General features: G+C 68.9%; 21 protein-coding genes. 12 read left to right on the forward strand and 9 right to left on the reverse strand.

Annotation, left to right across the window (positions count from 1 at the left end; all coding sequences use genetic code 11):
- Positions 1 to 71: 71 nt before the first annotated feature.
- Complete coding sequence (locus tag BMW54_RS15470; RefSeq protein WP_090057743.1) at positions 72 to 344, reverse strand: phosphopantetheine-binding protein; 273 nt, start codon at positions 342 to 344, stop codon at positions 72 to 74.
- Between the two features lie 175 nt (positions 345 to 519).
- Here BMW54_RS15470 and BMW54_RS15475 point away from each other — a divergent pair, with 175 nt between their 5' ends.
- On the forward strand, positions 520 to 1,506 hold the full coding sequence (locus tag BMW54_RS15475; RefSeq protein WP_254779398.1) for a chorismate transformation FkbO/Hyg5 family protein: 987 nt from the start codon (positions 520 to 522) through the stop codon (positions 1,504 to 1,506).
- A gap of 4 nt (positions 1,507 to 1,510) precedes the next feature.
- Here the strand turns inward: BMW54_RS15475 and glmU are convergent, their stop codons facing one another.
- Both glmU and BMW54_RS15485 read right to left on the reverse strand, forming a co-directional pair.
- Positions 1,511 to 2,890 (reverse strand): bifunctional UDP-N-acetylglucosamine diphosphorylase/glucosamine-1-phosphate N-acetyltransferase GlmU, encoded by a 1,380-nt coding sequence (glmU, locus tag BMW54_RS15480; protein ID WP_090057746.1) that lies wholly within the window; start codon positions 2,888 to 2,890, stop codon positions 1,511 to 1,513.
- Positions 2,891 to 2,957: 67 nt separating this feature from the next.
- On the reverse strand, positions 2,958 to 4,034 hold the full coding sequence (locus BMW54_RS15485; RefSeq protein WP_090057749.1) for an AsmA family protein: 1,077 nt from the start codon (positions 4,032 to 4,034) through the stop codon (positions 2,958 to 2,960).
- Between the two features lie 215 nt (positions 4,035 to 4,249).
- Between BMW54_RS15485 and ubiA the strand changes: the two genes are divergently transcribed.
- The 3 genes from ubiA (at position 4,250) to BMW54_RS15500 (ending at position 9,315) form a co-directional block, all read left to right on the forward strand.
- Entirely contained in the window at positions 4,250 to 5,140 is an 891-nt protein-coding gene (ubiA, locus tag BMW54_RS15490) for a 4-hydroxybenzoate octaprenyltransferase (protein WP_254779403.1), read from the forward strand.
- A 192-nt stretch (positions 5,141 to 5,332) separates the two neighbouring features.
- Positions 5,333 to 7,822: a TonB-dependent receptor gene (locus tag BMW54_RS15495; RefSeq protein WP_090057755.1), complete on the forward strand. Its 2,490-nt coding sequence runs from the start codon at positions 5,333 to 5,335 to the stop codon at positions 7,820 to 7,822.
- Positions 7,822 to 9,315: a CehA/McbA family metallohydrolase gene (locus tag BMW54_RS15500; RefSeq protein ID WP_090057758.1), complete on the forward strand. Its 1,494-nt coding sequence runs from the start codon at positions 7,822 to 7,824 to the stop codon at positions 9,313 to 9,315. Before BMW54_RS15495 ends, BMW54_RS15500 begins: the two co-directional genes overlap by 1 nt.
- Positions 9,316 to 9,337: 22 nt before the next feature.
- Here the strand turns inward: BMW54_RS15500 and BMW54_RS15505 are convergent, their stop codons facing one another.
- Both BMW54_RS15505 and BMW54_RS15510 read right to left on the reverse strand, forming a co-directional pair.
- Positions 9,338 to 10,051 carry a ComF family protein gene (locus BMW54_RS15505; RefSeq protein WP_090057762.1) on the reverse strand — a complete coding sequence of 238 codons (714 nt, stop codon included), beginning with the start codon at positions 10,049 to 10,051 and terminating at the stop codon, positions 9,338 to 9,340.
- A 13-nt stretch (positions 10,052 to 10,064) separates the two neighbouring features.
- Entirely contained in the window at positions 10,065 to 10,268 is a 204-nt protein-coding gene (locus BMW54_RS15510; RefSeq protein WP_090057763.1) for a hypothetical protein, read from the reverse strand.
- Between the two features lie 136 nt (positions 10,269 to 10,404).
- Here BMW54_RS15510 and bioB point away from each other — a divergent pair, with 136 nt between their 5' ends.
- From bioB to bioC, 5 genes are read left to right on the forward strand one after another with little or no spacing between them, the layout of a single operon-like run.
- The gene (gene bioB / locus BMW54_RS15515; RefSeq protein WP_090057766.1) at positions 10,405 to 11,409 is read left to right on the forward strand and encodes a biotin synthase BioB; all 1,005 of its coding nucleotides are present in this window, start codon (positions 10,405 to 10,407) and stop codon (positions 11,407 to 11,409) included.
- Positions 11,406 to 12,626, forward strand: a complete 1,221-nt coding sequence (locus BMW54_RS15520; RefSeq protein ID WP_090057767.1) for an aminotransferase class I/II-fold pyridoxal phosphate-dependent enzyme — start codon at positions 11,406 to 11,408, stop codon at positions 12,624 to 12,626. Before bioB ends, BMW54_RS15520 begins: the two co-directional genes overlap by 4 nt.
- A gap of 28 nt (positions 12,627 to 12,654) precedes the next feature.
- Positions 12,655 to 13,392: a sulfurtransferase gene (locus BMW54_RS15525; protein ID WP_090057770.1), complete on the forward strand. Its 738-nt coding sequence runs from the start codon at positions 12,655 to 12,657 to the stop codon at positions 13,390 to 13,392.
- Positions 13,389 to 14,162, forward strand: coding sequence for a pimeloyl-ACP methyl ester esterase BioH (gene bioH / locus BMW54_RS15530; protein ID WP_256374603.1), 774 nt, complete (start codon positions 13,389 to 13,391; stop codon positions 14,160 to 14,162). Before BMW54_RS15525 ends, bioH begins: the two co-directional genes overlap by 4 nt.
- On the forward strand, positions 14,159 to 15,046 hold the full coding sequence (bioC, locus tag BMW54_RS15535) for a malonyl-ACP O-methyltransferase BioC (RefSeq protein ID WP_090057771.1): 888 nt from the start codon (positions 14,159 to 14,161) through the stop codon (positions 15,044 to 15,046). The genes bioH and bioC overlap by 4 nt, the downstream gene beginning before the upstream one ends.
- Before the next feature lie 99 nt (positions 15,047 to 15,145).
- Here bioC and BMW54_RS15540 read toward each other — a convergent pair whose 3' ends face one another.
- The 4 genes from BMW54_RS15540 to BMW54_RS15555 form a co-directional block, all read right to left on the reverse strand.
- On the reverse strand, positions 15,146 to 16,009 hold the full coding sequence (locus tag BMW54_RS15540; protein ID WP_090057774.1) for a DUF72 domain-containing protein: 864 nt from the start codon (positions 16,007 to 16,009) through the stop codon (positions 15,146 to 15,148).
- Positions 16,010 to 16,055: 46 nt separating this feature from the next.
- Positions 16,056 to 16,604, reverse strand: a complete 549-nt coding sequence (locus tag BMW54_RS15545) for a DNA-3-methyladenine glycosylase I (protein ID WP_090057777.1) — start codon at positions 16,602 to 16,604, stop codon at positions 16,056 to 16,058.
- A 159-nt stretch (positions 16,605 to 16,763) separates the two neighbouring features.
- The gene (locus tag BMW54_RS15550) at positions 16,764 to 17,708 is read right to left on the reverse strand and encodes a pyridoxal-phosphate dependent enzyme (protein WP_090057779.1); all 945 of its coding nucleotides are present in this window, start codon (positions 17,706 to 17,708) and stop codon (positions 16,764 to 16,766) included.
- Positions 17,705 to 18,706 carry an aldose 1-epimerase gene (locus tag BMW54_RS15555; protein WP_090057782.1) on the reverse strand — a complete coding sequence of 334 codons (1,002 nt, stop codon included), beginning with the start codon at positions 18,704 to 18,706 and terminating at the stop codon, positions 17,705 to 17,707. Before BMW54_RS15555 ends, BMW54_RS15550 begins: the two co-directional genes overlap by 4 nt.
- Before the next feature lie 74 nt (positions 18,707 to 18,780).
- On the opposite strand from BMW54_RS15555, the gene pepN reads away from it, so the two are divergent.
- The 3 genes from pepN to BMW54_RS15570 all read left to right on the forward strand — a co-directional run bounded on the left by pepN (position 18,781) and on the right by BMW54_RS15570 (position 24,640).
- Positions 18,781 to 21,429, forward strand: coding sequence for an aminopeptidase N (pepN, locus tag BMW54_RS15560; RefSeq protein ID WP_090057786.1), 2,649 nt, complete (start codon positions 18,781 to 18,783; stop codon positions 21,427 to 21,429).
- A gap of 493 nt (positions 21,430 to 21,922) precedes the next feature.
- Positions 21,923 to 23,797 (forward strand): tRNA uridine-5-carboxymethylaminomethyl(34) synthesis enzyme MnmG, encoded by a 1,875-nt coding sequence (mnmG, locus tag BMW54_RS15565; RefSeq protein ID WP_090057789.1) that lies wholly within the window; start codon positions 21,923 to 21,925, stop codon positions 23,795 to 23,797.
- An 81-nt stretch (positions 23,798 to 23,878) separates the two neighbouring features.
- Entirely contained in the window at positions 23,879 to 24,640 is a 762-nt protein-coding gene (locus tag BMW54_RS15570) for an RDD family protein (protein ID WP_090057791.1), read from the forward strand.
- Positions 24,641 to 24,729 lie beyond the last annotated feature (89 nt).

Genomic DNA, 24,729 nt, shown 5'->3' on the forward strand with positions numbered 1-24,729 from the left:
ACGAGCATGGCGGACGACGTCCGCCGTTGAGGTTCGGGGCGAAACCTTCCGCCCCGGCGCACGCGCGAGGCTCAGGCGGCCGCGCGGTGCTGCTCGATATGCTCGGACAGTGAGCGCAGGCTCGTGAAGATCGTGCGGTTGTCCGGGTTGTCGGACTTCAGCTGGAAGCCGTAGCGCTTGGAAACGGCGAGGGCGATCTCGAGGGCATCGATGGAGTCCAGGCCCAGGTCGCCGCCGAACAGGGGCGCCTCCGGGTCGATGTCGGCCGGCTTCACCGTCTCCAGGTTGAGGCTGGTGACGATGAGTTCTGCGAGTTCTTGCTGTGCTGCGGTCTGCGTTGCCATGTTCGTTTCCAGGTCCTGGATGTTCCTGCCTCCCCCCGGATGGCAGCGGCCGCGGAGTTTATCACACGGCTTCCGCGGCCCTCCGCGGAGCGTTCAGGCTCCTGAAGGGCGGCTTCACGCTTCCGCCCGGCGAGGGGACGATATGATGGGACGAAGCGTCAGAACGGAAGACTCCATGCTCGAAGCCAGTGACATGCGCGCGTCCGCGCCGTCGACAGCCCCCGCGGCGCCACGCGTCCGCTACCGCACCGGACCGGTCGAGCCCGGTCCCACGACGCTGGCGGCCTTCGGCTTCGGCGACGGCCCGGACGCCGTCGACGATCCGCGCTGGTTCCGCGTCGCGCTGGAGCCGTTCGGCGACGCGGTGGTCGAAACTTGGGACGTCGGCGCGGAGGTGACCCATGGCCGCGACGGCGACCTGCGCTGGTCGCGCGGCGGCGGATGGCTCTTCGCGGCGGTCGAGTGCCGTGAATCGGCCTATGGCGGCATCGAAGGTGCCGCCCGGCACGCGTACGAGCTGCTCTCGCGCTTCGTCGCCCGAGGCCCCGAGCGTCATGTCCAGCGGATCTGGAACTACCTCGGCGCGATCAACGCCGGTGAGGATGACGACGAGCGCTACAAGCATTTCTGCACGGGCCGCATCGGCGGCATGGGCGATGTCTTCGCGCAGGGCTTTCCCGCGGCCACCGCCATCGGTCACCACGCGGACCGGGACGTGCTGCAGGTGTACCTGCTCGCCACCGACCGCCCGGGCACGCGGGTGGAGAACCCCCGCCAGGTGAGCGCGTGGCAGTATCCGCGCCAGTACGGCCGCACGCCGCCGAGCTTCGCGCGCGCCACCTTGCTGCCAGCCGACGACGTGCTGGCGATTTCCGGCACGGCCGCCGTGGTCGGCCATGCGTCGGCACACGCCGGCGACATCGACGCCCAGCTTGCCGAAACGCTGCGCAACCTCGAAGCGCTGCTCGTCGCGGGCGGCCTGCCGCCGGGTTTCAACGCGGACGCGCCACTGAAGGCGTACGTGCGGCATCCGGCGCACGCCGAGGCCGTGCGCGCTTTCGCGGCGAAGCACCTGCCGCGAGCGCCGATGCTCCTGCTCCACGGCGATATCTGCCGCGAGGAACTGCTGGTGGAAATCGACGGCTGGCGTTACCGGAGCTAGGCGCTCAGGATTTCTTCACCGGTCGCTGCCAGCCGTCGATGGACGCCTGGCGCGCGCGCGACAGCGTGAGGGTGTCCGCCGGGGCGTCCTTGGTGATCACCGAGCCGGCGCCGATCGTCGCGCCGTCGTGCAGCGTCACCGGGGCCACGAGCGAGCTGTTCGAGCCCACGAAGACGCGGTCGCCGATCGTGGTGCGGCTCTTGTTCACGCCGTCGTAGTTGCAGGTGATCGTGCCCGCGCCGATGTTGACCTTGCTGCCGATGACGGCATCGCCGAGGTACGTGAGGTGGTTCGCCTTGGAGCCTTCGGCGATCGTCGCGTTCTTCGTTTCCACGAAGTTGCCGATGTGCACGCCGGCGGCGAGATCGGTACCGGGCCGCAGGCGCGCGAACGGGCCGATGGTGCACGGGCCGTGCGTGACGACGCCATCGAGATCGCAATGGGCGAGCACGACGGTGCCCGCCGCGAGTCGCGCGTTGCGCACCCGAGTGAACGGGCCGATGCGCACGTCGTCGCCGAGGGTCACGTCGCCTTCGAAGATGACGTTGACATCGATCTCGACGTCGCGGCCCGTGGTCACCGTGCCGCGCACGTCGAGGCGCGACGGGTCCGCCAGGCGCACGCCGGCGAGCGCGAGCGCGCGTGCGCTGCGTTCGCGATACAGCGCCTCGAGCCCGGCCAGCTGCCAGGGATCGTTCGCGCCCGACGCCTCGACGGGATCGCAATCCACGCACGCCGCCGGCTCGCCTTCGTCCGCGGCCATCTCGAACACGTCGGTGAGGTAGTACTCGCCCTGGGCGTTCTCGTTGCGCAGGCGCCGCGTCCAGTCGAGCAGGCGATGCGCATCGGCGGCGACGATGCCGGTGTTGACGATGTCGATCGCGCGTTGCGCGGCGCTGGCGTCCTTTTCCTCGACGATGTGACGCACGCGGCCCGACGCGTCGAGCACGACGCGCCCGTAGCCTTTCGGATCGGCAAGCCGCGTGGCGAGCATCGCAAGGCCCTGGTCCGACCCGACGAGCGCGGCGAGCGTTTCGGCGCGGATCAGCGGCACGTCGCCGTAGAGAACGAGCACGCGCCCTTCCAGCTTGCCGTCGGCCTGGAGCGCCTCCAGCGCGGTTCGTACCGCGTGCCCCGTGCCATGGCGCTCGCGCTGCTCGATCCAGCCGAGCCCCGTGTCGGAGGCGAACGCCTCGCGCACCTGCTCGCCGTTGTGACCGTAGACCACGTGCACGCCCTGCGGATCGAGCGCCCGCGCGGCGGCGACGACGTGCGCCAGCAGGGGCCGGCCCGCGAGCGGCATCAGCACCTTGGCGGAGGCGGACTTCATCCGCTTGCCCTCGCCAGCGGCGAGGATCAGGACGTGGAGGGGTGTCACGGTCATGGAATCGGCTGCCTGCCTGGAAAACTGGCCCGCACTTTCGCGCGTTTGGCCGCCCCTGCCAAGTCGGCTATTCGTCTTTCGGCCGCGTCGTCAGGTGTTCGAGGTTCGGCTTGTATGCCTCGACGAACGCGTTGCGAAGCACACCGACGATGGCCTCCATGGCCGAGACGTTCTTCGCGTCGATGCTGCCCGAGATGGGAACCCGGGTCGCGAACTGGTCCTTCGACTGGTTCTTGAACAGCTTCGTGACGCCTTCGGCGACGGCCTCGTAAGCGAGCTTCACCGGGTTCTTCTTTTCCTCGACCACGTCCTGCTTCCAACTGAAGATCTTCAGGCCGCGAAACAGGGGCTTGGCATAACCGTTGAGCTGGCGGTCCTTCGCCTGCAGCTCCATGAAGAAGTCGCCTTCGCCGCCGGCGAAATCGAGCCCGCTATAGGCACGGGCCAGGTCGTTGGCCTTCACCAGCTTGATGTTGCGGACGCTCAGCTCGTAACGGAAATCGCCGAGACGCTCCAGCGGATCGAATTCGGCCCTGGTTTCCAGGGGCGCGTCACCGAGCACCTTGGCGGTGGCATGCAGATGGGCCACGCGCGAGCCACCCTCGCCCTGTACGTTGGTGAGATTGCTCGCCGCCGCGTTCACGTCGGTCATCTTCAGGTCCACCTTCGGACGGGAGACGAAGTTGTGGAAGGTGACCGTGCCGTTCATGACGTTGACTTCGTCGAGCCGGATGGGCGCGAGCGCCTTGAGTTGCGCGCGCCAGTCGACGCCCTTACCCGTCTGCGTATCCCCCTCGCCGCGGCCGTCGACGAAGTTGAGCACCGGATCGTAGAAATCGATCTTCCCGCGCAGACGGCCCCGGGCGAGCGCACGCCAGCTCAGCGAGATGTCGGCTCGCGCGGTGTTGAACAGCGGCACGGGCACCTTGCCGTCGACCTTGGTGATGGTCAGCCCGTCGATCGAATAGGCGCCACGCCACAGGTGGATGTCGATGTCGGCGATATGCCCGGAATACGCGCCCATCCGCGCGAGGCGCCCGTTGAGGTAATCGAGGACGAGGTACGGCATCGCGATGCGCGCCGCGACGAGCACGATGGCGATGACGCCGACGATCCAGAGACTGCGGCGGTAGCGGGTTCTCATGGGGTGGCACCGGACAAGCGCATGTCGCCCAGTGTTGCGCTGCGGGAGTCATGATTCCATGAACGGGGGCCCCGGCGTCCATTAGACTTCCGCCCATGAGCCCCACGTCCCGAAAAGCCGCCCCGCGGCGGAAGGCGCCCGCCCCGGCGCCGCGCCGACCGGCCGCGCCGCCGCCCGCCGCACGCCCCGCCGACGCCTCGACCACCGCCGAGCGCGTGCTCGCCTTCCTGGTCCGGGGCCTGCCGCCGCGCTGGCGCGGAAAGGCCCATGCCTACCTCGTCCTGACCCGCATGGACCGGCCCATCGGCGCCCTGCTCCTGCTGTGGCCCACCTGGTGGGCGCTGTGGCTGGCGGCGAAGGATTTCCCGCCCGTGGGGCCACTGGTCATCTTCACGCTCGGCGTGTTCGCGATGCGCTCGGCCGGTTGCGCGATCAACGACTACGCCGATCGCAAGCTCGATCCGCAGGTCGCGCGCACCGCCGGCCGTCCCATCGCCAGCGGGAGGGTGACGCCGCGCGAGGCGCTGTACGTATTCGGCGCCTTGCTCGCCTTCGCGTTCATCCTCGTGCTGTTCACCAATCCGCTGACCATCGGGCTTTCGTTCGTCGGCGCGGCCCTGGCGGCGGCCTATCCGTTCTCCAAGCGCTACACGCACCTGGCCCAGGTGGTGCTCGGCGCGGCGTTCGGCTGGTCGATCCCGATGGCCTTCGCGGCGGTGACGAACGAGGTGCCGCCCATCGCCTGGCTGCTCTTCATCGGCAACGTGCTGTGGTCGGTCATCTACGACACCGAGTACGCCATCATCGATCGCGAGGAGGACATCAGGGCCGGCGCGAAATCCACCGCGATCCTGTTCGGCGACGCCGACCTTCCGATCCTCGGCATCCTGATGGCGACCTTCCTGCTCACGATGCTCCTGGTGGGCACGCGCGCGTCGCTGGCGTGGCCTTACTGGATCGCGCTCGTCGTCACGGCGGGCCTGTTCGCGTACCAGCAGTGGCTCATCCGCCACCACGATCGTGCCGCCTGCCTGACCGCGTTCCGTCACAACAACTGGGTCGGGCTCGCGTTGTGGCTCGGCATCGTGATCGCATCCGCACTGTGATCGTGATCACGCCGTGAGCGGTCGATGACCATTTGTCTCGATTGAAATGCGGTCGTAACGTAAGTTGAGTCGATCCGTCATCGGTGACGCATAACGTTCGGGGGTCGCGGACCCACGGAGAGGCCGCGGACCGACGCACACGTACGGTCCGGGGGGAGGGTTCGCGCGGCCCCTTCCCCGGATGACACAACGATGCGAAATACCCAGCTCAGCCGCGCCGTGCGCGCGGCGCTCGTCGGCGCGCTGCTCGTTTCCGCCGCCGCCCATGGCCAGGACAGCGCCCCCGAGAAGAAAACCACCGACCTCGACAACGTGGTGGTGACGGCCCGCTCGGGCGTCGAATCGCGCACGAAGGCCGAGACGAGCTATTCGATCACCACCATCGACGAGGATCGCCTGCGCATGCAGGCGCCGACGAGCGTGACGGAGGCCGTGAAGTCCGTGCCGGGCTTCTGGGTCGAATCGTCGGGCGGCGAGGCCTCGGGCAACATTCGCGCGCGCGGCATTCCCGTGGACGGCTACGGCTCGGTCACGCTGCTCGAGGACGGCGTCCCCGTGCAGCACGACCCGGCGCTGGGCTACCTCAACGCCGACCAGGCCTTCCGCCTGGACGAAACGATCGAACGCGTGGAAGTGGTGCGCGGCGGCCCGTCGTCGGTGTTCTATTCGAACGCACCGGCGGGCGCCATCAACTTCATCCCGCGCAAGGCCGGCGACACGCCGGAGGGGCTGATCAAGTACACCGTCGGCAATTACTCGCTTAACCGGCTCGACTTCTGGTACGGCACGCCGGTCGGCGGCGGCTGGAAGCTCGGCGTCGGCGGTTTCTGGCGCGTCGACGACGGCGTGCGTCGTCCGGGCTTCCATGCGGACGATGGCGGCCAGCTGCGCGCCACGCTGTCGAAGGACCTGGAACACGGCGACATCAGCTTCGACGTGAAGCACCTCGACGACAAGGTCGCGCTCTACCTCGGCATCCCGATGCGCACCAACGCCAACGGCGACATCCGCCCCGTCCCCGGCTTCAACGGCAACTACGGCACGCTGGCGGGACCGGAGACGCAGCACCTGAACATGCGCGAGGCCGGCGGTGGCCTCTACGACTTCGACAACACCGAAGGCACGCACGTCAAACGCACGCAGGCGACGTTCAAGTTCGACCACGACCTCGGCGACGACTGGAAGCTCGCCGAGTCGATGCGTTACGACACCACCGACACGCAGCGCAACGGCGTTTTCCCGAACTCGCTGCAGAGCGCCAGCTCGTTCCTCGCGCAGGACAGCAAGCGACTGGGCCTGATTCCCGGCGCCACCGCGCTGCAGTTCCGCTACGTCGACAACCCCTCGCAGGTCTACGACGTGGCCAACCAGAACGGCAACGGCCTCGTCGTGACGGGAGGCCTGCGCGGCGTGACGGCCCCGGTGGACGAGTTCATCAACGACACGCGCGTCCTGCGCAAGTTCGAGTTCGGCGACCAGACGCACGACGTCACCTTCGGCTACTACCACGCGAACTTCGAGCAGGATTTCGACCGTTATTCGTCCACCGTGCTCACCGACGTGCGCGACAACGCACGGCTGATCGACCTCGTCGGCGTCGACGCCAATGGCAACGTCCGCGGCTCGCTGACCGACCATGGCTTCTACCGCTACGGCTACGAGTGGGAGCACGCGAGCGGCAAGTCGAAGACGAACGCCTTCTACGCCTCGGATGAGTGGCAGATCACGCCGGAGCTTCGCATCGACGGCGGCGTGCGCTGGGAGAAGGTGAACGTGGAGGGCTACACCGAAGGCAAGCAGACCGTGAACCTCGGCGGCTCGCCCGCGGCCGCGCAGGTTCTGACCGGCAATGGCCAGTTCACGCACTACGACCAGTCGTTCGACAAGACCGGCTGGACGCTTGGCGCGAACTGGCAGTTCTCGCCGCGGCAGGGCGTGTTCGCGCGCTGGACCTCGGCGTTCCGCCTGCCCAACCTGAGCACCTACATCACCAACCCGAGCGCGACGCCGCTGTTGCAGACGATGGACCTCGCGGAAGCCGGCTGGAAGTACAGCGACCGCACGATGGACCTGTACGCGACCGCGTTCTACACGAAGTACGACAACGTGAGCTTCACCAACAACGTCTTCGATCGCAACGGCAACACGTCCACCCCGCAGACCGGCTACGCGAACACGAAGACCTACGGCCTCGAACTCGAAGGCACGCTCTACCCGAGCCGCTGGTTCGACGTGCAGTTCAACGCCACGCTGCAGGACCCGAAGTACAAGGGCCTTAGCTATACCGACGTGGTGGCCGGTGCGCCGGTGCTGCGCGACTACGACGGCAACCAGCTCATCCGCGTGCCCAAGGTCAGCTACCGCGTCGTGCCGGGCGTGAACCTGCTCGACGGCCGCCTCCGCCTGCAGGTGTCGTACGAGCACGAGGGCAAGCGTTACGTCGACACCGCGAACTCGGTGGTGCTGCCGTCGTACCACGTCGTCGGTGCCAGCGCGCGCTTCGACGCGACGCGCCAGCTGTCCCTGTTCCTCTACGCGGACAACCTGACCAACTCGCTGGGCCTGACGGAAGGCAACCCGCGTGCCGGCGAGATCGCCAGTGCCGATGCCGGCGCGAACACGTTCATCGCGCGTCCGCTGCTCGGCCGCTCGTTCCGCGCCGCCGCGATGTACCGTTTCTGATGCGCGCGCTGATCGCCATCGCGCTGGCCTGCCTCGCCGCCGCCCCGGTGTCGGCGGAGCGCGCTCCGGACCTCGTGCTCACGGGTGCGCTGTCCGGGCGCGACCAGCACACGTATCGCGAGCTGCCGTTCGACGTGCCGAAGGGCACGTCGCGCATCACGGTCGATGTCGACTACACGGGCCGCGCCGAGAAGACCACGATCGACCTGGGCCTCCTCGGCCCGGGCGGGTTCGAGGCGCAGGATGGCTTCCGCGGCTGGAGCGGCGGCGGCAAGCACCGCTTCACCGTGTCCGCCACCGACGCCACCGCGTCCTATCTGCCGGGCGCGATCGAACCCGGCCGATGGCGCATCCTTCTCAGCATCCCCAACATCCGGCCCGCGTCGAATGCCACGTTCACCGCGAAGGTCTGGCTGTCGAAGGACGACGAGGGGTTCGGTCCGGAACACGGACTCACCGCCGCGCTGTCGTCGCAGGATCGTTGGTATCGCGGCGACCTGCACATGCACTCCGCGCACAGCGACGGCAACTGCACGAGCGCCTCGGGCACGCGGAAGGTCGGTTGCCCGCTGTTCCTCACCGTGGCCTCGGCGGCGAGGCGCGGCCTCGACTTCATCGCGGTGTCGGAGCACAACACGATGTCGCACGTGTCCGAGCTGCGCGAGCTGCAGCCCTACTTCGACACGATGCTGCTCATCCCCGCGCGCGAGGTGACGACCTTCGAGGGGCACGCCAACCTGTTCGGCGTGTCGCGCACGGTGGACTTCCGTCTCGGCGGCAAGGCTGTCCCGGACTGGAACGCGCTGCTCGCGGACGTGGCGCGTGCCCACGGCGTGATCTCGATCAACCATCCGCGCCGACCGAACGACGAGACCTGCATGGGCTGCGGTTTCACGCCGCGTGGCCCCGTCGACATGCGCGGCTTCCAGGCGATCGAAGTCGTGAACGGCCGCGATGCGCAGCGTGCCGACTCGGGACTGCCGTTCTGGGAGGCGCAGCTCAACGATGGCCTGCGCATCACGGCCATCGGCGGCAGCGACAGCCATGACGGCAGCGACGATCCGCGCGACGCCTACGCCGGCGCGATCGGCACGCCGACGACGGTGGTGCATGCCCGCGAACAGTCGATGGAGGGCATCCTCGACGGCATCCGCGCTGGCCACGTCTTCGTGGACGCCGAAGGCACGCGCGACCGCCTGCTCGACGTCGTCGCGACGACGGGGGGCGCACGTGCGTCCATGGGCGATGCGATCGCGGTACCCGCGGGCGCGCCGCTGCACGTGGACGTGAAGACGGCGGGCGTCACCGGCGCCGTCCTGACGGTGACGGTCGACGGGAAGCGCATGGATCAGTTCGGAAAGGCGATTCCCGTCGATGGCGCGGCGTCGTTCGACTGGCCGGGCGACGGCGGCCGGCACTGGCTCCGCGTGGATGTCCGCGCGCCGGACGGAGGACTGCTCGTGCTCGGCAATCCCTTGTACGTCAACCACTGAGCGCGAACGGACGCCCGGCCGGTCAGCCCGGCCGCGGCGTCCGCGCCAGCGCCCAGACGTCGACGCGCCGCACGCCCGATGCGAGCAGCACGCGCGCGCACTCGGCCAGGGTGGAACCCGTCGTCATCACGTCGTCGACGACCGCGACGTGCGCGGCTCCCGTTGAACGATGCGTCGCGAACGCGCCGCGCACGTTCTTCCGCCGCTCGACCGCGTCGAGGTCCGACTGCGCCTCGGTGACTCGGACGCGCCGCAACGCGTCGTGCGCCACCGCCACGCCGAGGTGCCGCGCCAGCGGGCGCGCGAGCTCCAGTGCCTGGTTGTATCCGCGCGCACGCAGTCGCGCCGGATGCAGCGGCACCGGCACGATGGCATCGGGTATCGCCGGTGGTGGGCCTGCGTCGATCCAGCACGATGACAGGGCGCGTCCGGCGGCGAGGCTTCCCGAAAACTTGAAGCGCGCCTCGAGCCGGTCGAGCGGCCATGCGTAGACGAGCGGCACCCAGATGTCGTGCCATGGCGGCGGCCGCCGCTGGCACGTCCCGCAGGCCGCCGCCGGCAGGGGCAGCGGGATCGCGCAACGTGCGCATCGCGAGGGGTTGCTCACCAGCGACGACCGGCAGCCATCGCAGAGTTCCACATCGCCCTGCCCGTCCCCACCGCAGACGAGGCAGCGGGACGGGAGGGCGAATGCCCTTACGGCGGCGGCCATCCGCCGGAGGTCGAACGCGTCCATGCGTGCGCTCGCGTCAGTCGCGACGGAACATCGCGGCGTCGATGATCGACCACAGGTGGATGATCCAGCCGAGCCAGATGATCCACAGCACCGCGGCCAGGACGAACATGATCAGGGCCTTGAACACACGACCCTGCACGAGCTGGCCGAGGCCCGGGATGAAGAGGCTGCAGATCGCGGCAAGAACGTTGCCGGCACTGCCTTGTCCGGTAGACATGCGATTTCTCCGCTGGGGGACGATTTCATCGTACGGCAGGGAGCGCGAGGCAGCCGTCAACTTGCGTAGTGCCGTTAAGGTTGACAGTGGCGCCGGTCGTTTCCACACTGCGCGCCTTCGCCCCGGGAACGCCACCATGACCGCAGCCATCCGCCACGACTGGTCCCGCGAGGAGGTCGAGAGCCTTTTCGCCCTGCCCTTCAACGACCTGCTCTTCCAGGCGCAGACCGTCCATCGCGCGCACCACGATCCGAACGCCGTGCAGGTGTCGACGCTGTTGTCCATCAAGACGGGTGGCTGCCCCGAGGATTGCGCCTACTGCCCGCAGGCGGCGCGCTACGCCACGGGCGTCAAGGCCGAAAAGCTCATGAGCGTCGAGGCCGTGCTCGCGAGGGCGCAGGCCGCGAAGGACGCCGGTGCGAGCCGGTTCTGCATGGGCGCGGCCTGGCGCTCGCCGAAAGACCGCGACGTGGCGAAGGTCGCCGAGATCGTGACCGCCGTGAAGTCGCTCGGCCTGCAGACCTGCGCGACGCTCGGCATGCTTTCCCAGCCGCAGGCCGACACGCTCAAGGCCGCGGGACTCGACTTCTACAACCACAACCTCGACACCTCGCCGGACTTCTATGGCGAGATCATCCACACCCGCGAGTACCAGGATCGCCTGGACACGCTGGAGCACGTGCGCGAGGCGGGCCTGAAGACCTGCTGCGGCGGCATCGTGGGCATGGGCGAATCCCGCGCCCAGCGCGCGGGCCTGCTGGCGACGTTGGCCAACCTGCCGGAGCACCCCGAGTCCGTGCCGATCAACCGCCTGGTCCAGGTGGCCGGCACGCCGCTCGCCGGTACCGAGGCACTCGACCCGTTCGAATTCGTGCGCAGCATCGCGGTCGCCCGGATCCTCATGCCGGCCTCGGTCGTGCGCCTCTCGGCCGGGCGCGAGACGATGGACGACGCGCTGCAGGCGCTGTGCTTCGCCGCCGGCGCCAATTCGATCTTTTACGGCGAGAAGCTGCTCACGACCGGCAATCCCGATGTCGAGCACGACCGCCAGCTCTTCGCGCGCCTTGGCCTGAAGCCGATGGAGGTCGAGATCGAGCCAGGCACCGTCCACGCGGACATCGTCGAGCACGCCGCGGCGTGACCCGGCCGGACCTGCTGGCCCGCGCGGAGCAGGCGCGGGCCGGGCGTGAACGCGCCGGCCTGCTCCGGCGCGCGCGGACGTGCGACGTGCTGGCCGACGGAAAGCGCCTCGTACAGGGCCGCGCCCTCGTCGACTTCTGCGGCAACGACTACCTTGGGCTGGCGAGCCACCCGGACCTCGTCCGCGCGCTCTCGCGCGCCGCGGCCGCCGAAGGCGTCGGCACCGGTGCCGCGCACCTGGTCTCCGGCCATCGCGGCGAACACGCCGCGCTGGAAGAAGAGCTGGCCGCATGGACCGGCCGCGAGCGGGCGCTCCTGTTCTCGACCGGCGTGATGGCCAACCTGGGCGCGCTGCAGGCGCTGCTCGCCGCGGGCACCCCTCCCGCCGGCGGCGTCGCCACGGCGCTGTGCGTCCAGGACAAGCTCAACCACGCGAGCCTTATCGACGGTGCGCAGCTCGCCGGCGCGGACCTGCGTCGCTACCCACACGGCGACGTGGAGGCCGCGGGGCGGCAACTCGACACGCGGCCGGCGCTGCCGGCCCTGCTGGCGACCGATGGCGTCTTCAGCATGGACGGCGACGTGGCGCCGCTGCGGGACCTCGCCGCCGTCTGCCGTACCCACCGCGCGACCCTGTACGTCGACGACGCTCACGGACTGGGCGTGCTGGGGCCGGAAGGCGCCGGCTCGGTGTCGGCAGCGGGACTGGGTAGCGCGGACGTGCCGGTCCTGATGGGTACGCTGGGGAAAGCCCTGGGCTGCGCCGGCGCCTTCGTCGCAGGCGACGCCGGCGTGATCGATGCCATCGCCCAGTTCGCGCGCACGGCGATCTACACCACCGCGATGCCGGCCGCGCTCGCGGCGGCGACGCGTGCCGCGGTCCGGCTGGTACGGACGGATGCGGAACGACGACGGGAACGCCTCGCGGCCAACATCGCCCGCTTCCGGGCGGGCGCGGCGCAATTGGGCCTGCCGCTGCTTCCTTCGGCCACGGCGATCCAGCCGCTGCCCATGGTCGGCGCCCGTGCGGCGGCCGCCGCCGCGTCGGCTCTCGAGGACGAGGGGTACCTGGTCGTCGCGATCCGTCCACCGACCGTCCCCCAGGGCGGCGCCCGCCTGCGCATCACGCTGTCGGCGGTCCACACCGACGACCGGATCGACGGCCTGCTGGACGCATTGGGCCGCCTGCCCCGCCCCGCGGAAGTCGCGGTCGTATAATGAGCGGTCGCATCCCCCTGGCCCCGCCATGACGATCCTCAACATCTCCGCCTACAAGTTCGTCGGGCTCGACGACCTGGACGCCCTGCGCGCGCGGATCGTGGAGCGCTGCGAGGCCCTGGCGCTGAAAGGCACGATCCTGCTCGCTCCGGAAGGCATCAACGTCTTCCTGGCCGCGCCGCGGGAGGCGATCGACACGTTCGTCGCCTGGCTGCGACAGGACCCGCGCTTCGCGGACCTCGCGCCGAAGGAGAGCTGGTCCGACACCGTACCGTTCGGACGCATGCGCGTGCGGCTGAAGAAGGAAATCATCACGATGCACGCGCCGGCGATCCGTCCTGCCGATGGACGCGCGCCGCACGTGCTGCCCGTCGACCTGCGCCGCTGGCTGGATCAGGGCCACGACGACGCCGGCCGGCCGGTGGTGTTGCTGGACACCCGCAACGACTACGAAGTGGCCGAAGGCACGTTCGAGGGCACGGTGGAGTACGGCCTGACCAGCTTCACGGCATTCCCCGCGGCGGTCGCCGCCGACCGCGAGCGCTTCGACGGCAAGACCGTCGTGTCGTTCTGCACGGGCGGCATCCGCTGCGAGAAGGCCGCCATCCACATGCGCGAGATCGGCATCGAGAACGTCTTCCAGCTCGAAGGCGGCATCCTGAAGTATTTCGAGGAAGTGGGTGGCGCGCACTGGCGAGGCGAGTGCTTCGTCTTCGACGGTCGCGGTACGGTCGATCCCGCGCTCGCACCGGGAACGCCCGCGTGACGGGCCTGCACATCGAAACGCGTGGCGACGGGCCGGAACCGCTCGTCATGATCCATGGATGGGCCATGCACGGCGGTATCCTCGAGCCGCTCGTCGACGAACTCGCCTCGCGCTACACGATGTACGTCGTGGACCTTCCGGGTCACGGCTACTCCCGCCAGTCCGACATCCCACTCGACCCGCTCGCGTGCGCCCGCGCCATCGCCGCCGCGACGCCTCGCGCGACATGGCTCGGCTGGTCGCTCGGCGGGCTCGTCGCCCTCACCGCGGCGCTCGACGTACCGGAGGCCGTGGACGCCGTGGTTCCCGTGTGCTCCACGCCGCGCTTCGTCCGCGCCGCCGACTGGCCGCAGGGGAACGACGCCGCCGTCGTTCGCCAGCTCGCCGCCGATCTGGAAGCCGACTACAAGGCGACGGTGGAACGCTTCATCGCGCTGGAAGCGATGGGCAGCCCCGATCCGGTCGCGGAGACGCGGCGGCTCAAGGCCGACGCGTTCTCGCGCGGCGAGCCCGATCCACGCGTGCTGATGGAAGGCATCCGTCTGCTCGAGACGGCCGACCTGCGGCCGCGCCTGCACGACATCCGTCAGCCCAGCCTCTGGATTGCCGGCCGTCGCGACCGCATTGTCCATCCCGAGGCCATGCGCTGGTCCGCCGAAGCCGCCCACGGCCGTTTCGAGGAGATCGCGCACGCCGGGCATGCCCCCTTCATCGGACACGCCGCCGCCATGGCGGATGTCCTGACACGGTTCACCGACGGCAACCCATGAGCGACTTCCATTTCGACCGGCGCCAGGTGCGGCGCAACTTCGGCCGTGCGGCCGGTACCTACGAAAAGCACGACGCGCTACAGCGCGAAGTGCAGTCGACGCTGGTCGAGCGTCTCGAACTCTACGAGCAGGTGCCCGAGGTCGTGCTGGACGTCGGCGCCGGCACGGGCCGCGGCAGCGCCGCGCTGAAGAAGCGTTACCCGAAGGCGCAGGTCATCGCCGTGGATCTCGCGCTGCCCATGCTGAAACAGGCGAAGCAGCACGCGAGCTGGCTGAAACCGTTCGGCCGGGTCGTCGCCGACGCCTATGCGTTGCCGGTGCCCGATCGCAGCGTCGACGTGCTCTTCTCGAATCTCTGCTTCCAGTGGTGCGAGGACGTCTCGCGACTGTTCGCCGAATGCGCCCGCGTGCTGAAGCCCGGCGGCCTGCTGCTGTTCTCCACATTCGGGCCGGACACGCTGAAAGAACTTCGCGCCGCATGGGCCGAGGCCGACCAGCAGGCGCACGTGGCACGCTTCCTCGACATGCACGATGTCGGCGACGCGATGCTCGTGCAGGGCCTGAAGGATCCCGTGCTCTTCGCCGAACGCTACACCCTCACCTACCCGACGCCACGCGCGCTGCTCGACGAGTTGAAGGGCCTGGGCGCCAACAACGCCGATGCGGGGCGCCCGCGCGGTCTCACCGGCAAGACGCATTACCGGCGCATGCTCGACGCCTACGAGGCCATGCGCAGCGACGGTGTCATTCCGTCGACATGGGAAGTCGTCACGGGTCACGCCTGGGGCCCGCCTGCGGGACAGTCGCGGCGCGAAGGCGCCGGAGAAATCGCGAGTTTCCCGATCGAAAACCTGCGCGGCTCGCGGCGGAAAACACCGTTCTGATGAGCGTGGTGCCGCGGCACGCTTCGCTCACGAGGGCGCCGGAACACTCCGCTGGCCTGTGGGAGCGCGCTCGCGCGCGAATGGGTGCTCGCGAAAACGCTACACCAGCGCGATGAGCGAACGGGCATCGCGCGGCGCCTTCACCTTCATGTCGTTATCGAAATACACATAGACATCGCGACTCGAACGCTTCGCGGGCGCCACGCGCGAAATGCGCGGATCGCCCGATGGCTGCGCACCACGCCGCCAAGCGCGGATGCGGCGCGCCCAGTCGGCGAGCGCGGCATCGCGATAGCCGCTCGCGTACAGCTTCTTGTCGCCGTGCAGGCGCACATAGACGAAGGGTGCGGTGACGTCGAAGTAGCGTGGAAATCTGCCGGCGGTGTCGGCAATGACGAAGCCCACGCCATACTTGCGCAGCAATGCGATGAACGCCGGATCCACGAAACTCTCGTGCCGGATCTCCACGGCGTGCCGCATGCGGTGATTCGTCTCCACCTGCAACCAGGGCTCGCGCTTCAGGTGCGCGTCGTGGCCGCGCCCGAGCCTGACGGCCGCCTCCATCGAAGAAGGCAACATGGCGAGGAACGCCTCGAACGTGGCAGGCTCGAAACGGAAATTCGGCGGGAACTGCCAGAGCATCGGGCCGAGCTTCTCGCGCAGCGCGAGCACGCCCGAAGCGAAGAAATTCGCCAGTGGCGCGTCGATGTTCTTCAGCCGGAGCATGTGCGTGATGAACCGCGGACCCTTGACCGCGAAGACGAAGCCCTTGGGCGTCTCGTCGTACCACGCCTGGTAGCTTTCCGGTCGTTGCAAGGAGTAGAACGAGCCGTTGAGCTCGATCGTCGGAAACTGCCGCGATGCGAACTCCAGCTCGCGCCGCTGCGCGAGGTCTTTCGGATAGAACACGCCGCGCCAGGGCGTGTAGCGCCAGCCGGAAATGCCGATTCGCGTCTTTGCCATCGGGCCATGGCACCGCGGTGACGGTGCATCGGCGGTGAACGGAGCGTCATCGGTAGCGGAAGCATTCGACCGCGTGATCGTTCACCATGCCCGCGGACTGCATCAGGGCATGGCAGATCGCCGTGCCCGCGAAGCGAAAACCACGTTGCCGCAAGGCCTCGCTCATGAGATCCGACGCGTCGCTGCGACCGGGTAGCGGCTCGCTGTCCGGACGCGCCCTCGGTGGTTCGTCGGGCCGCGCGAACGTCCACAGGAAGTCGGAAAACGAGCCGGTCGCCTCGACGATCCGCCGCGCGGCGCGGGCGTTGTTGCGGATCGACTCCACCTTCAGCCGGTGCCGGATGACACCGCGATCGGCGAGGACGAGGGCGATGTCGGCATCGGTCATCGCCGCCACGCGGTCGATGTCGAACTCGTGAAAGGCCGCCCGCAACGATGCCCGCTTCGCCAGCACGGTGCGCAGGGCGAGGCCCGCCTGCACCGTGGACAGCGCCAGGCGCTCGAACAGCGTCCTGTCGTCATGCACGGGCACGCCCCACTCGTCATCGTGGTAAGCGCGCTCCACTTCGCTTCGCTCTGCCCAGCTGCAACGCATGTCCCGCCCCGTCGTCCTGTAGGAGCGGCGAGGATAGGACTACGGGAACGGCCGGCCTGTCCGTTGAATTCGCAATGCGCTGTCCGTGCGCACGACCGGCGATACCTGTGTCCTGCCGTCAGCGCGATGGGCGCGGCTCACAGAAGCGACGCTTCCCTGTCACCAGGGGAGCGCGTCGAGATCGACGTTGCCGCCCGTGAGAACGGCGCCGATGCGACGGCCGGCGAAGTGCTCCGGATAGCGCAGCGCGGCCGCGAGCACCGTGGCGCTCGACACCTCGACGACGATCCGCAATTCGCTCCAGAGCAGGCGCATGGCGGCGATCGCCTCGGCGTCGCTGATGCGCAGCACCTGGACACCATGCTCGCGCAGCACGTGGAAGTTCGGCTCGCCGATCAGCGTGCGCAGTCCGTCGCAGACGGTGTCGGGAGTGAAGGACCCGACGCGAGCGTCGGCTTCGAGCGAGCGCGCCGCGTCGTCGGCCCCTTCGGGCTCCGCCCCGAACAGCTTCACCGCGGGGTCGATGCCGTGCGCGGCGATCGAACAACCCGAGCCGAGGCCGCCGCCGCCGACGGGGAACAGCAGCGTGTCGAGTCCCGGTGCCTGGCGGAAGAGTTCAGGCACGAGCGTGCCCTGCCCCGCCATGACGAGGGGATCGGCGTAGGGATGCACGAGTCGCGCGCCCGTCCGCGCCTGCACCTCCGCCGCCATGGCCTCGCGCGCGGCCGTGGTGGGGGCGCAACGGTGCACGGTCGCGCCGGCGGCGACGATCGCATCGACCTTCGCCTTGACCGCGCCCTCAGGAATCACGACGTGCGCGGGGATGCCACGCGTGCGTGCGGCCATCGACAGCGCGTTGCCGTGGTTGCCCGAGGAATGCGTGACGACGCCACGCGCGGCCTCGTCGTCGCCGAGCGACCATACGGCGTTCGTCGCGCCGCGGAACTTGAACGCTCCGCCGCGCTGCAGGTTCTCGCATTTGAAAACGATGGTGGCGCCGAGGAGCGCGTCGATACGGTCGCTACGCAGCACCGGGGTGACCAGGGCATGGGGTGCGATGCGCGCCGCCGCGTCGCGCACGTCGGCGAAGGTCGGCAGGGTCATGCGTCGAACTCCACGCCGCAGACGAAGCTGCGCTTTTCGCGGGGCTTGAGCGTGATCAGCGGTGCGCAGTCCTCGCGGTTGAAGGCGTTGGGCATGCATTCCATCGGCTCGAGGGCGACCGACTTGCGCGCGTCGCGCTCGGCGGTGTCCGACGTGAAGGCAAGCATGACGCCGCGCTCCTGCCAGAGGGCGATGCACTGGCCCGTCGCGGGATCGCGCAGGCGGGTGCGCGCGCGCCCGTCGGGATCGAATTGGAGATCGGCGTAGGTGTTGTTGAGTTCCGTGTCCCCGATGAGCCTTGGCTTCCGGAAGTCGAGCTTGCGGTCGGCGCGATCGAGCGACATCCACGCGGCCGTCCCGGGCAGCGGGATGAAATCCTCCCGGGCGGCGATGACCGTGTCGGCGGGGATATGCAGTTCCCATGTTTCGATCGGATGCGACGAGATCCGGAAGTACGGGTGCCAGCCGAAGAACGTCGGCGCGTCGCGGTCGCCGGTGTTGGTCGTCGTCGCTTCCAGCGTGAGACCGTTGGCGTCGAGCGTGTAGGAGATCGAGAAAGCGAGGCTGAACGGATAACCGGGATGCTCGTCCGGAGCGATGTTCGTCGAGAACGTCACCGTCGCGGCGCTCTCGCCGCCTTGCTCGGCTGTCACATCGAAGATGACACCGCGAAGAAAACCATGGCGCGCGGCGCGGTCCGCGCCCACGGCACCGGGCTGCAAGTCATAGGATGATCCTTCAAAGGTAAAGCGTGCATCGTCGACGCGGTTGGCGAAGGGCGTCATGACGGCGAAACGGGAGCCCTTATGGCCGACGAGTTCCTTCTCGTCCCTGAATCCGTCGACGATGTCGTGCGTTTTGCCGCCCGTTTCGGTGGTGATCGACAGCACGGTGGCGCCACTTCGGGCGATGCGGACCTCGCGGTCGTCGTCGAGATCGCGCAGGACCACGATTTCCTGCGCCCCGAGCGAGGCGCGCGTCACGGTGAAACGGGACATGGTGGGACTTCCTTTTGACGGGTTCGACCGCATGTTAGCCTGCCAGACACACCAGACAAACGTTGCCTGCCGCCATGAGCGATCGTTCCGACGCCCCCACCGCCGTCATCCGCCTCGCCGACTATCGGCCTCCGGCCTGGACCGTCGAGCACGTCGCGCTCGAGTTCGACCTCGGCATCGACCGCACCGAGGTACTCGCGACACTCGATCTGGTCCGCCAGGCCGACGAACCGGTGCGCCTGCAGGGCGAGGGCATGGAACTGCTGTCGATCGCTGTCGACGGGCGGCCGCTGGCCGAAGGCGAATACATCCTCAACAACGGGACGCTCGAATTCGCCGTCGCCGCCGCGGCATGCACGGTGACCACCCGCGTGGCGTTGCTGCCCGCGGAGAACACGGCGTTCGAAGGGCTTTATCTTTCGGGCAGCCGCGAGAAAGGTTTCCTGCTGACACAGTGCGAGGCGGAAGGGTTCCGTCACATCACTTTCTTCCCCGATCGGCCGGACGTGCTTTCGCGTTACACGGTGACGCTGCGCGCGGACAAGGCGCGCTTTCCCGTCCTGCTCGCCGGCGGCAACCCGGACGGCGAAGGCGACCTTCCCGACGGCCGCCACTGGGCTCACTTCGTCGATCCGCATCCGAAGCCGAGCTACCTGTTCGCGCTGGTGGCCGGCCGCCTGGAGCGCATCAGCCACGACTACACCACCGCCGACGGGCGTGCCGTCGCCCTGCACATCTGGGCGGAAGCCGACGTCATCGACCGCTGCGGCTACGCGATGGACTCGCTGATCCGATCGATGCAGTGGGACGAGCGCACGTACGGACGCAACTACGACCTGGACGTGTTCCACGTCGTCGCCACGCACGACTTCAACATGGGCGCGATGGAGAACAAGGGCCTCAACATCTTCAACGCGAAATACCTGCTCGCCGATCCGGACTCCAGCACCGACGACGAGTACCGTCACGTCGAGGCCGTCGTGGCCCACGAGTATTTCCACAACTGGAGCGGCAACCGCGTCACGTGCAGGGACTGGTTCCAGCTCAGCCTGAAGGAAGGCCTCACGGTCTTCCGCGAGCAGAGCTTCTCGGCCGACATGAATTCCGCGCCCCTCAAGCGCATCGAGGACGTCGCGCTGCTTCGTCGCGCGCAGTTTCCCGAGGACGCCGGTCCGCTGTCGCATCCGGTGCGCCCCTCGCAGTACAGCGAGATCAACAACTTCTATACCGCCACCGTCTACGAGAAGGGCTCCGAGCTGGTGCGGATGCTCGCCGGCCGGCTGGGGGAAGAAGGCTTTCGCAAGGGCATGGACCTGTACTTCGACCGCAACGACGGTCGCGCCGCGACGATCGAGGATTTCCTCGGCGCGCTCGGCGAAGCCAATGGCATCGACCTCACGCCCTACCTCGCGTGGTACGGCCAGGCCGGCACCCCGCGTCTCACGGCGGATGGCCGCCACGATCCCGCGACCCGGCGCTACCGGCTGACGTTGCGCCAGCGCACGCCGGCCACCGCGGGTCAGGTCAACAAGCAGCCGTTGCCGATCCCCGTGCGCCTCTCGCTGTTCGATCGCGAAGGCCGGGCGTTGCCGCTGCGCCTCGAGGGCGAGCCGGCGGCGGAAGGAACCGAACGTACCGTGGTGCTCGACACCGCCGAGCGCAGCTACGTGTTCGAAGACGTCGATACGGTACCGGTGCCGTCCCTGCTGCGTGGTTTCTCGGCGCCGGTCATTCTCGAGTGCGATTACGCCCCGGCCGAGCTCGCGGTGCTCCTTCGCCACGATCCGGACGGCTTCAATCGCTGGGAGGCCGGCCAGCAGCTCGCCGCGCTGGCCTACGACGATTGTCGCGACGGGCGCGCCGACGGCCTCGCGCTGGACGCGTGGACCCGGGCCCTCGCCGACCTCTTCGCCGATCCGTCGCTCGACGACGCGCTGCTCGCCGAACTGCTGACGCCGCCCGGCGAAATCGAGCTGGTCGAGCGCCAGGCCGAGCGCGATCCGGACCGCATCCGCTCGGCGCGCCAGGCGATGCTCCGCGCGCTCGCGCAGCGGATCGGCGCCGACGCGCTCCGCGCCCGCTACGACACGCTGCGTGCCGCCACCAGCGCCGCGCTCGACGCGAAGAGCCAGGCCCGCCGGCAGCTCAAGCGGCGCGTCCTCGACCTGATCGCGCTGGTCGACAAGGACACGGCCGTCGCGCTCGCCGCCGCGCAGTACGCCGAGGCACCGGGCATGACCGACCGCCTCGCGGCGCAGTCCACGCTCGCCCTGCACGATCCGGCACGCGCGGCCACCACCATCGCGCACTTCCGCCAGCGCTACGACGGCAACGCGCTCGCGCTGGACAAGTGGTTCGCGCTGCAGGCGGCACTGCCGGGCGACGGCGCGCTGGCGCGGGTCCAGGCGCTGGAGGCCGACAATGCCTTCACGCTGAAGAATCCGAACCGGGTGCAGTCGCTGATCGGCACCTTCGCCCGCGCGAACCCCACGGGCTTCCATCGCGCCGATGGCGCGGCGTACCGGTGGCTCGCCGACCGCCTCGTCGCCATCGACGGGCTGAATCCCCAGGTCGCGGCCCGCGTGGCCACGGCATTCAACGGCTGGAAGCGCCTCGAACCGGTGAGGCGCGAAGCCGCCCACGCCGTGGTGTCGGAACTGGCTGCGCGGAAGGACCTCTCGCGCGACCTGACCGACATCCTGGCGCGCGTCGCACTCGGCTGAAATTGTGCGGCGCGTCACGCCGGGTCTCGTCCAGCGTTAGAAACTGACGTACTGCGTCACTGTTTGCCGGAACGGAGCAGTTTTTTGACGCAAAAGTCACACACGGTTCATTCGAACGGTGTATGTTGGCCACAACGAAAAAAAGCCGCGACATCGGTCGCGGCTGTTCGTGCCAGTCACTCGGTTTCTGGCGCCCGGCAGCACGGTCATCCTGGATTCCCCCTGTTCCTGAGACCGCCGGGCGCCAGATCTCATTCGTCGAACCGAATGGGGCATCCTTGCCCACATCCCGCTTCCTTCCCCCGGCACGCGGCCAAACCCCTGCGTTCGGCCTCGGCGCGCGTCTGATCGCGCAGCGTCTGCCCGGTGGAAGTGCACGAATACGGATGCATGAGTCGTGCCACCGAGGTTCCCGTTGCCGTATCCGGGTGCGAGCGGCCACGGCCCGACCGGCGTAAAATCGCGATCCTGGCCCATCGAGCCCACCCTTCCCATGCTGCATAAAGAAACCTACGACGTGATCGTGGTCGGTGGCGGACACGCCGGCACCGAGGCCGCGCTTGCCGCCGCCCGAGCGGGCGCGCGCACCCTTCTGCTCAGCCACAACATCGAGACGATCGGCCAGATGAGCTGCAATCCCGCGATCGGCGGGATCGGCAAGGGCCATCTGGTCAAGGAGATCGATGCGCTGGGCGGTGCCATGGGCATGGCGGCGGACCGGGCGGGCATCCAGTGGCGCACGCTCAACGCGTCGAAGGGCCCGGCCGTGCGGGCGACGCGGTGCCAGGCGGACCGCGCCCTCTACAAGGCGGCCATCCGTTCGATCGTCGAAACGCAGGCCAACCTGTCGCTGTTCCAGCAGGCGGTGGACGACCTCATCCTCGTCGATGGGCGCGTCGCCGGTGTGCGGACGCAGATGGGCCTCGATTTCCATGCGCCCGCCGTCGTGCTGACGGCAGGCACCTTCCTCGCCGGCAAGATCCACATCGGACAGGCCCAGTACGCGGGCGGCCGTGCCGGCGACCCGCCGGCGTCCACGCTCGCGGCGAAGCTGCGCGAGCTTCCCGTCGCCGCGGACCGGCTGAAGACCGGCACGCCGCCGCGCATCGACAGCCGCACGATCGACTTCTCCGTGCTCGACGAGCAGCCGGGCGACGATTCGATGCCGCATTTCTCCTTCATGGGATCGGCCGCGGACCATCCGCGCCAGGTCAGTTGCTGGATCACGCAGACCACCGAGGCGACGCACGACCTGATCCGTGGCGCCCTCGATCGCTCTCCGCTCTACAGCGGCCAGATCGAAGGCGTCGGGCCGCGCTACTGCCCGTCCATCGAAGACAAGGTGGTGCGCTTCGCCGACAAGACCTCGCATCAGATCTTCGTCGAACCCGAAGGGCTCGACACCTTCGAGATCTACCCGAACGGCATCTCGACGTCGCTCCCCTTCGACGTGCAGTACGCGCTGGTGCGCTCCATTCCCGGCTTCGAACGCGCGCACATCACGCGACCCGGTTATGCCATCGAATACGACTACTTCGACCCGCGCGGCCTGCATCCGTCGCTGGAGACCAAGGGCATCCCCGGGCTGTATTTCGCGGGCCAGATCAATGGCACGACGGGTTACGAGGAAGCCGGCGCCCAGGGCCTGATCGCGGGCATGAACGCCGCGCTGGCGGTCCGCGGCGACGCGCCGTGGTGCCCGCGTCGCGACGAGGCCTACATCGGCGTCCTGATCGACGACCTGACCACCAACGGCACGATCGAGCCGTATCGCATGTTCACCTCGCGCGCCGAGTTCCGTCTGCACCTGCGCGAGGACAACGCGGATCTCCGTCTCACGCCGCAGGGCCATGCGCGCGGCGTCGTGCCGGACGAACGCTTCCGCCGGCTCGAGGCGAAGCGCGACGCCAGCGAGCGCGAGACCGCGCGCCTGCGCGGTCTATGGGCGGCGCCGACGAACGCGCTCGGCGCCGCCGTCGAACGCTCGCTCGGTATCGCCGTCAGCCGCGAGACCCATGCGCTCGACCTGCTCCGCCGTCCGGAGATGGATTACGCGACGCTCACCTCGATGCCGGAACTCGGCCCGGCCGTCGACGATCCCGAGGTCGCGACGCAGGTGGAGGTACAGGCGAAGTATTCCGGCTACCTCGAGCGCCAGCGCGAGGAGATCGAACGCCAGCGCCGGCACGAATCGACGGCGATTCCCGAGGGCTTCGACTACGACCGCGTGCGCGGCCTGTCGGCCGAGGTGCTCCTCAAGCTCAAACGCTCGTTGCCCGCGACGATCGGCCAGGCGTCGCGCATCAGCGGCGTGACACCGGCCGCGATCTCGCTCCTGCTGGTGCATCTGAAACGCCGGGCGGCGTAACCCTGCCTTCCAGCCCTCGGCGGCCGCGGGGGCCATCTGGCATCATGCCGGACATCGAGTCAGGTTATCGGAAGGAACACCATGCAGGTCTGGATCGGACGAAACGGCGAGCGCTTCGGCCCCTATCGGGACGACGAGATCCGGCAATGGCTGCGCGACGGCACGTGTCGCCCGGAAGAGCTGGGCTGGTACGAGGGCATGACCGACTGGCGTCCTCTCGGGGAACTGTTTCCGGACGACCGGCCGGCACCGGGCGGCATTCCGCCCGTCCCGCCGGTGCCGCCTTCGTTCATGGGCATCACCGACGTGGCGGAGCCGGAGTACGCGGGTTTCTGGCTGCGCTTTGGCGCGTGGGTGATCGACTACGTGATCCTCATGGTGCCGTTCACCATCATCAGCCTGAGCATGGGCCTTGGCGCGGTGATGAACACCTTCTTCAAGCAGATGGAGACCGATCGCTCCGCCGCGATCACGGCGTATGCCGAGGCGGTGCAGCCGATCACCCTCGTGCTCCTCGTGCTCGGCTTCATCTATTACGCGTTCTTCGAAAGTTCGAAGTGGCAGGCCACGCCCGGCAAGATGGCCGTCGGCATCCGCGTCACGGACAGCGACGGCCGGCGCATCAGCGTGGGCCGCGCCGCGGGACGCAACGCGGTGCGCCTCGTGAACGCCTTCAGCTTCCTCATTCCGATGGTGTTCTACATCGTCGCGGCCTTTACCCAGCGCAAGCAGGGCGTGCACGACCTCCTCGCGGGCACCTATGTCCTGATGGGCCGCGCCGACGCGGCCCCGGTAGTCACTCCCGCGCCGCGCGGCGGCCCGGGCGGTTCGTTCGACGCGTGAGCGACGCGCGCGCCGGCCTCGCGGCCGGCGCGTCACCCGTGCTTGCTATCATCGGCGGCCCGGCCCGACCTCCGGCCGGCCGAGCAACG

Source organism: Luteibacter sp. 329MFSha (assembly GCF_900111665.1).
Classification (GTDB): Bacteria; Pseudomonadota; Gammaproteobacteria; order Xanthomonadales; family Rhodanobacteraceae; genus Luteibacter.

Bases quoted from the DNA above. Each gene is read 5' to 3' on its own strand.
- BMW54_RS15470 (WP_090057743.1), bottom strand. From the start codon at position 344: ATGGCAACGCAGACCGCAGCACAGCAAGAACTCGCAGAACTCATCGTC.
- BMW54_RS15475 (WP_254779398.1), top strand. From the start codon at position 520: ATGCTCGAAGCCAGTGACATGCGCGCGTCCGCGCCGTCGACAGCCCCC.
- glmU (WP_090057746.1), bottom strand. From the start codon at position 2,890: ATGACCGTGACACCCCTCCACGTCCTGATCCTCGCCGCTGGCGAGGGC.
- BMW54_RS15485 (WP_090057749.1), bottom strand. From the start codon at position 4,034: ATGAGAACCCGCTACCGCCGCAGTCTCTGGATCGTCGGCGTCATCGCC.
- BMW54_RS15495 (WP_090057755.1), top strand. From the start codon at position 5,333: ATGCGAAATACCCAGCTCAGCCGCGCCGTGCGCGCGGCGCTCGTCGGC.
- BMW54_RS15500 (WP_090057758.1), top strand. From the start codon at position 7,822: ATGCGCGCGCTGATCGCCATCGCGCTGGCCTGCCTCGCCGCCGCCCCG.
- BMW54_RS15505 (WP_090057762.1), bottom strand. From the start codon at position 10,051: ATGGACGCGTTCGACCTCCGGCGGATGGCCGCCGCCGTAAGGGCATTC.
- BMW54_RS15510 (WP_090057763.1), bottom strand. From the start codon at position 10,268: ATGTCTACCGGACAAGGCAGTGCCGGCAACGTTCTTGCCGCGATCTGC.
- bioB (WP_090057766.1), top strand. From the start codon at position 10,405: ATGACCGCAGCCATCCGCCACGACTGGTCCCGCGAGGAGGTCGAGAGC.
- BMW54_RS15525 (WP_090057770.1), top strand. From the start codon at position 12,655: ATGACGATCCTCAACATCTCCGCCTACAAGTTCGTCGGGCTCGACGAC.
- bioC (WP_090057771.1), top strand. From the start codon at position 14,159: ATGAGCGACTTCCATTTCGACCGGCGCCAGGTGCGGCGCAACTTCGGC.
- BMW54_RS15540 (WP_090057774.1), bottom strand. From the start codon at position 16,009: ATGGCAAAGACGCGAATCGGCATTTCCGGCTGGCGCTACACGCCCTGG.
- BMW54_RS15545 (WP_090057777.1), bottom strand. From the start codon at position 16,604: ATGCGTTGCAGCTGGGCAGAGCGAAGCGAAGTGGAGCGCGCTTACCAC.
- BMW54_RS15550 (WP_090057779.1), bottom strand. From the start codon at position 17,708: ATGACCCTGCCGACCTTCGCCGACGTGCGCGACGCGGCGGCGCGCATC.
- BMW54_RS15555 (WP_090057782.1), bottom strand. From the start codon at position 18,706: ATGTCCCGTTTCACCGTGACGCGCGCCTCGCTCGGGGCGCAGGAAATC.
- pepN (WP_090057786.1), top strand. From the start codon at position 18,781: ATGAGCGATCGTTCCGACGCCCCCACCGCCGTCATCCGCCTCGCCGAC.
- mnmG (WP_090057789.1), top strand. From the start codon at position 21,923: ATGCTGCATAAAGAAACCTACGACGTGATCGTGGTCGGTGGCGGACAC.
- BMW54_RS15570 (WP_090057791.1), top strand. From the start codon at position 23,879: ATGCAGGTCTGGATCGGACGAAACGGCGAGCGCTTCGGCCCCTATCGG.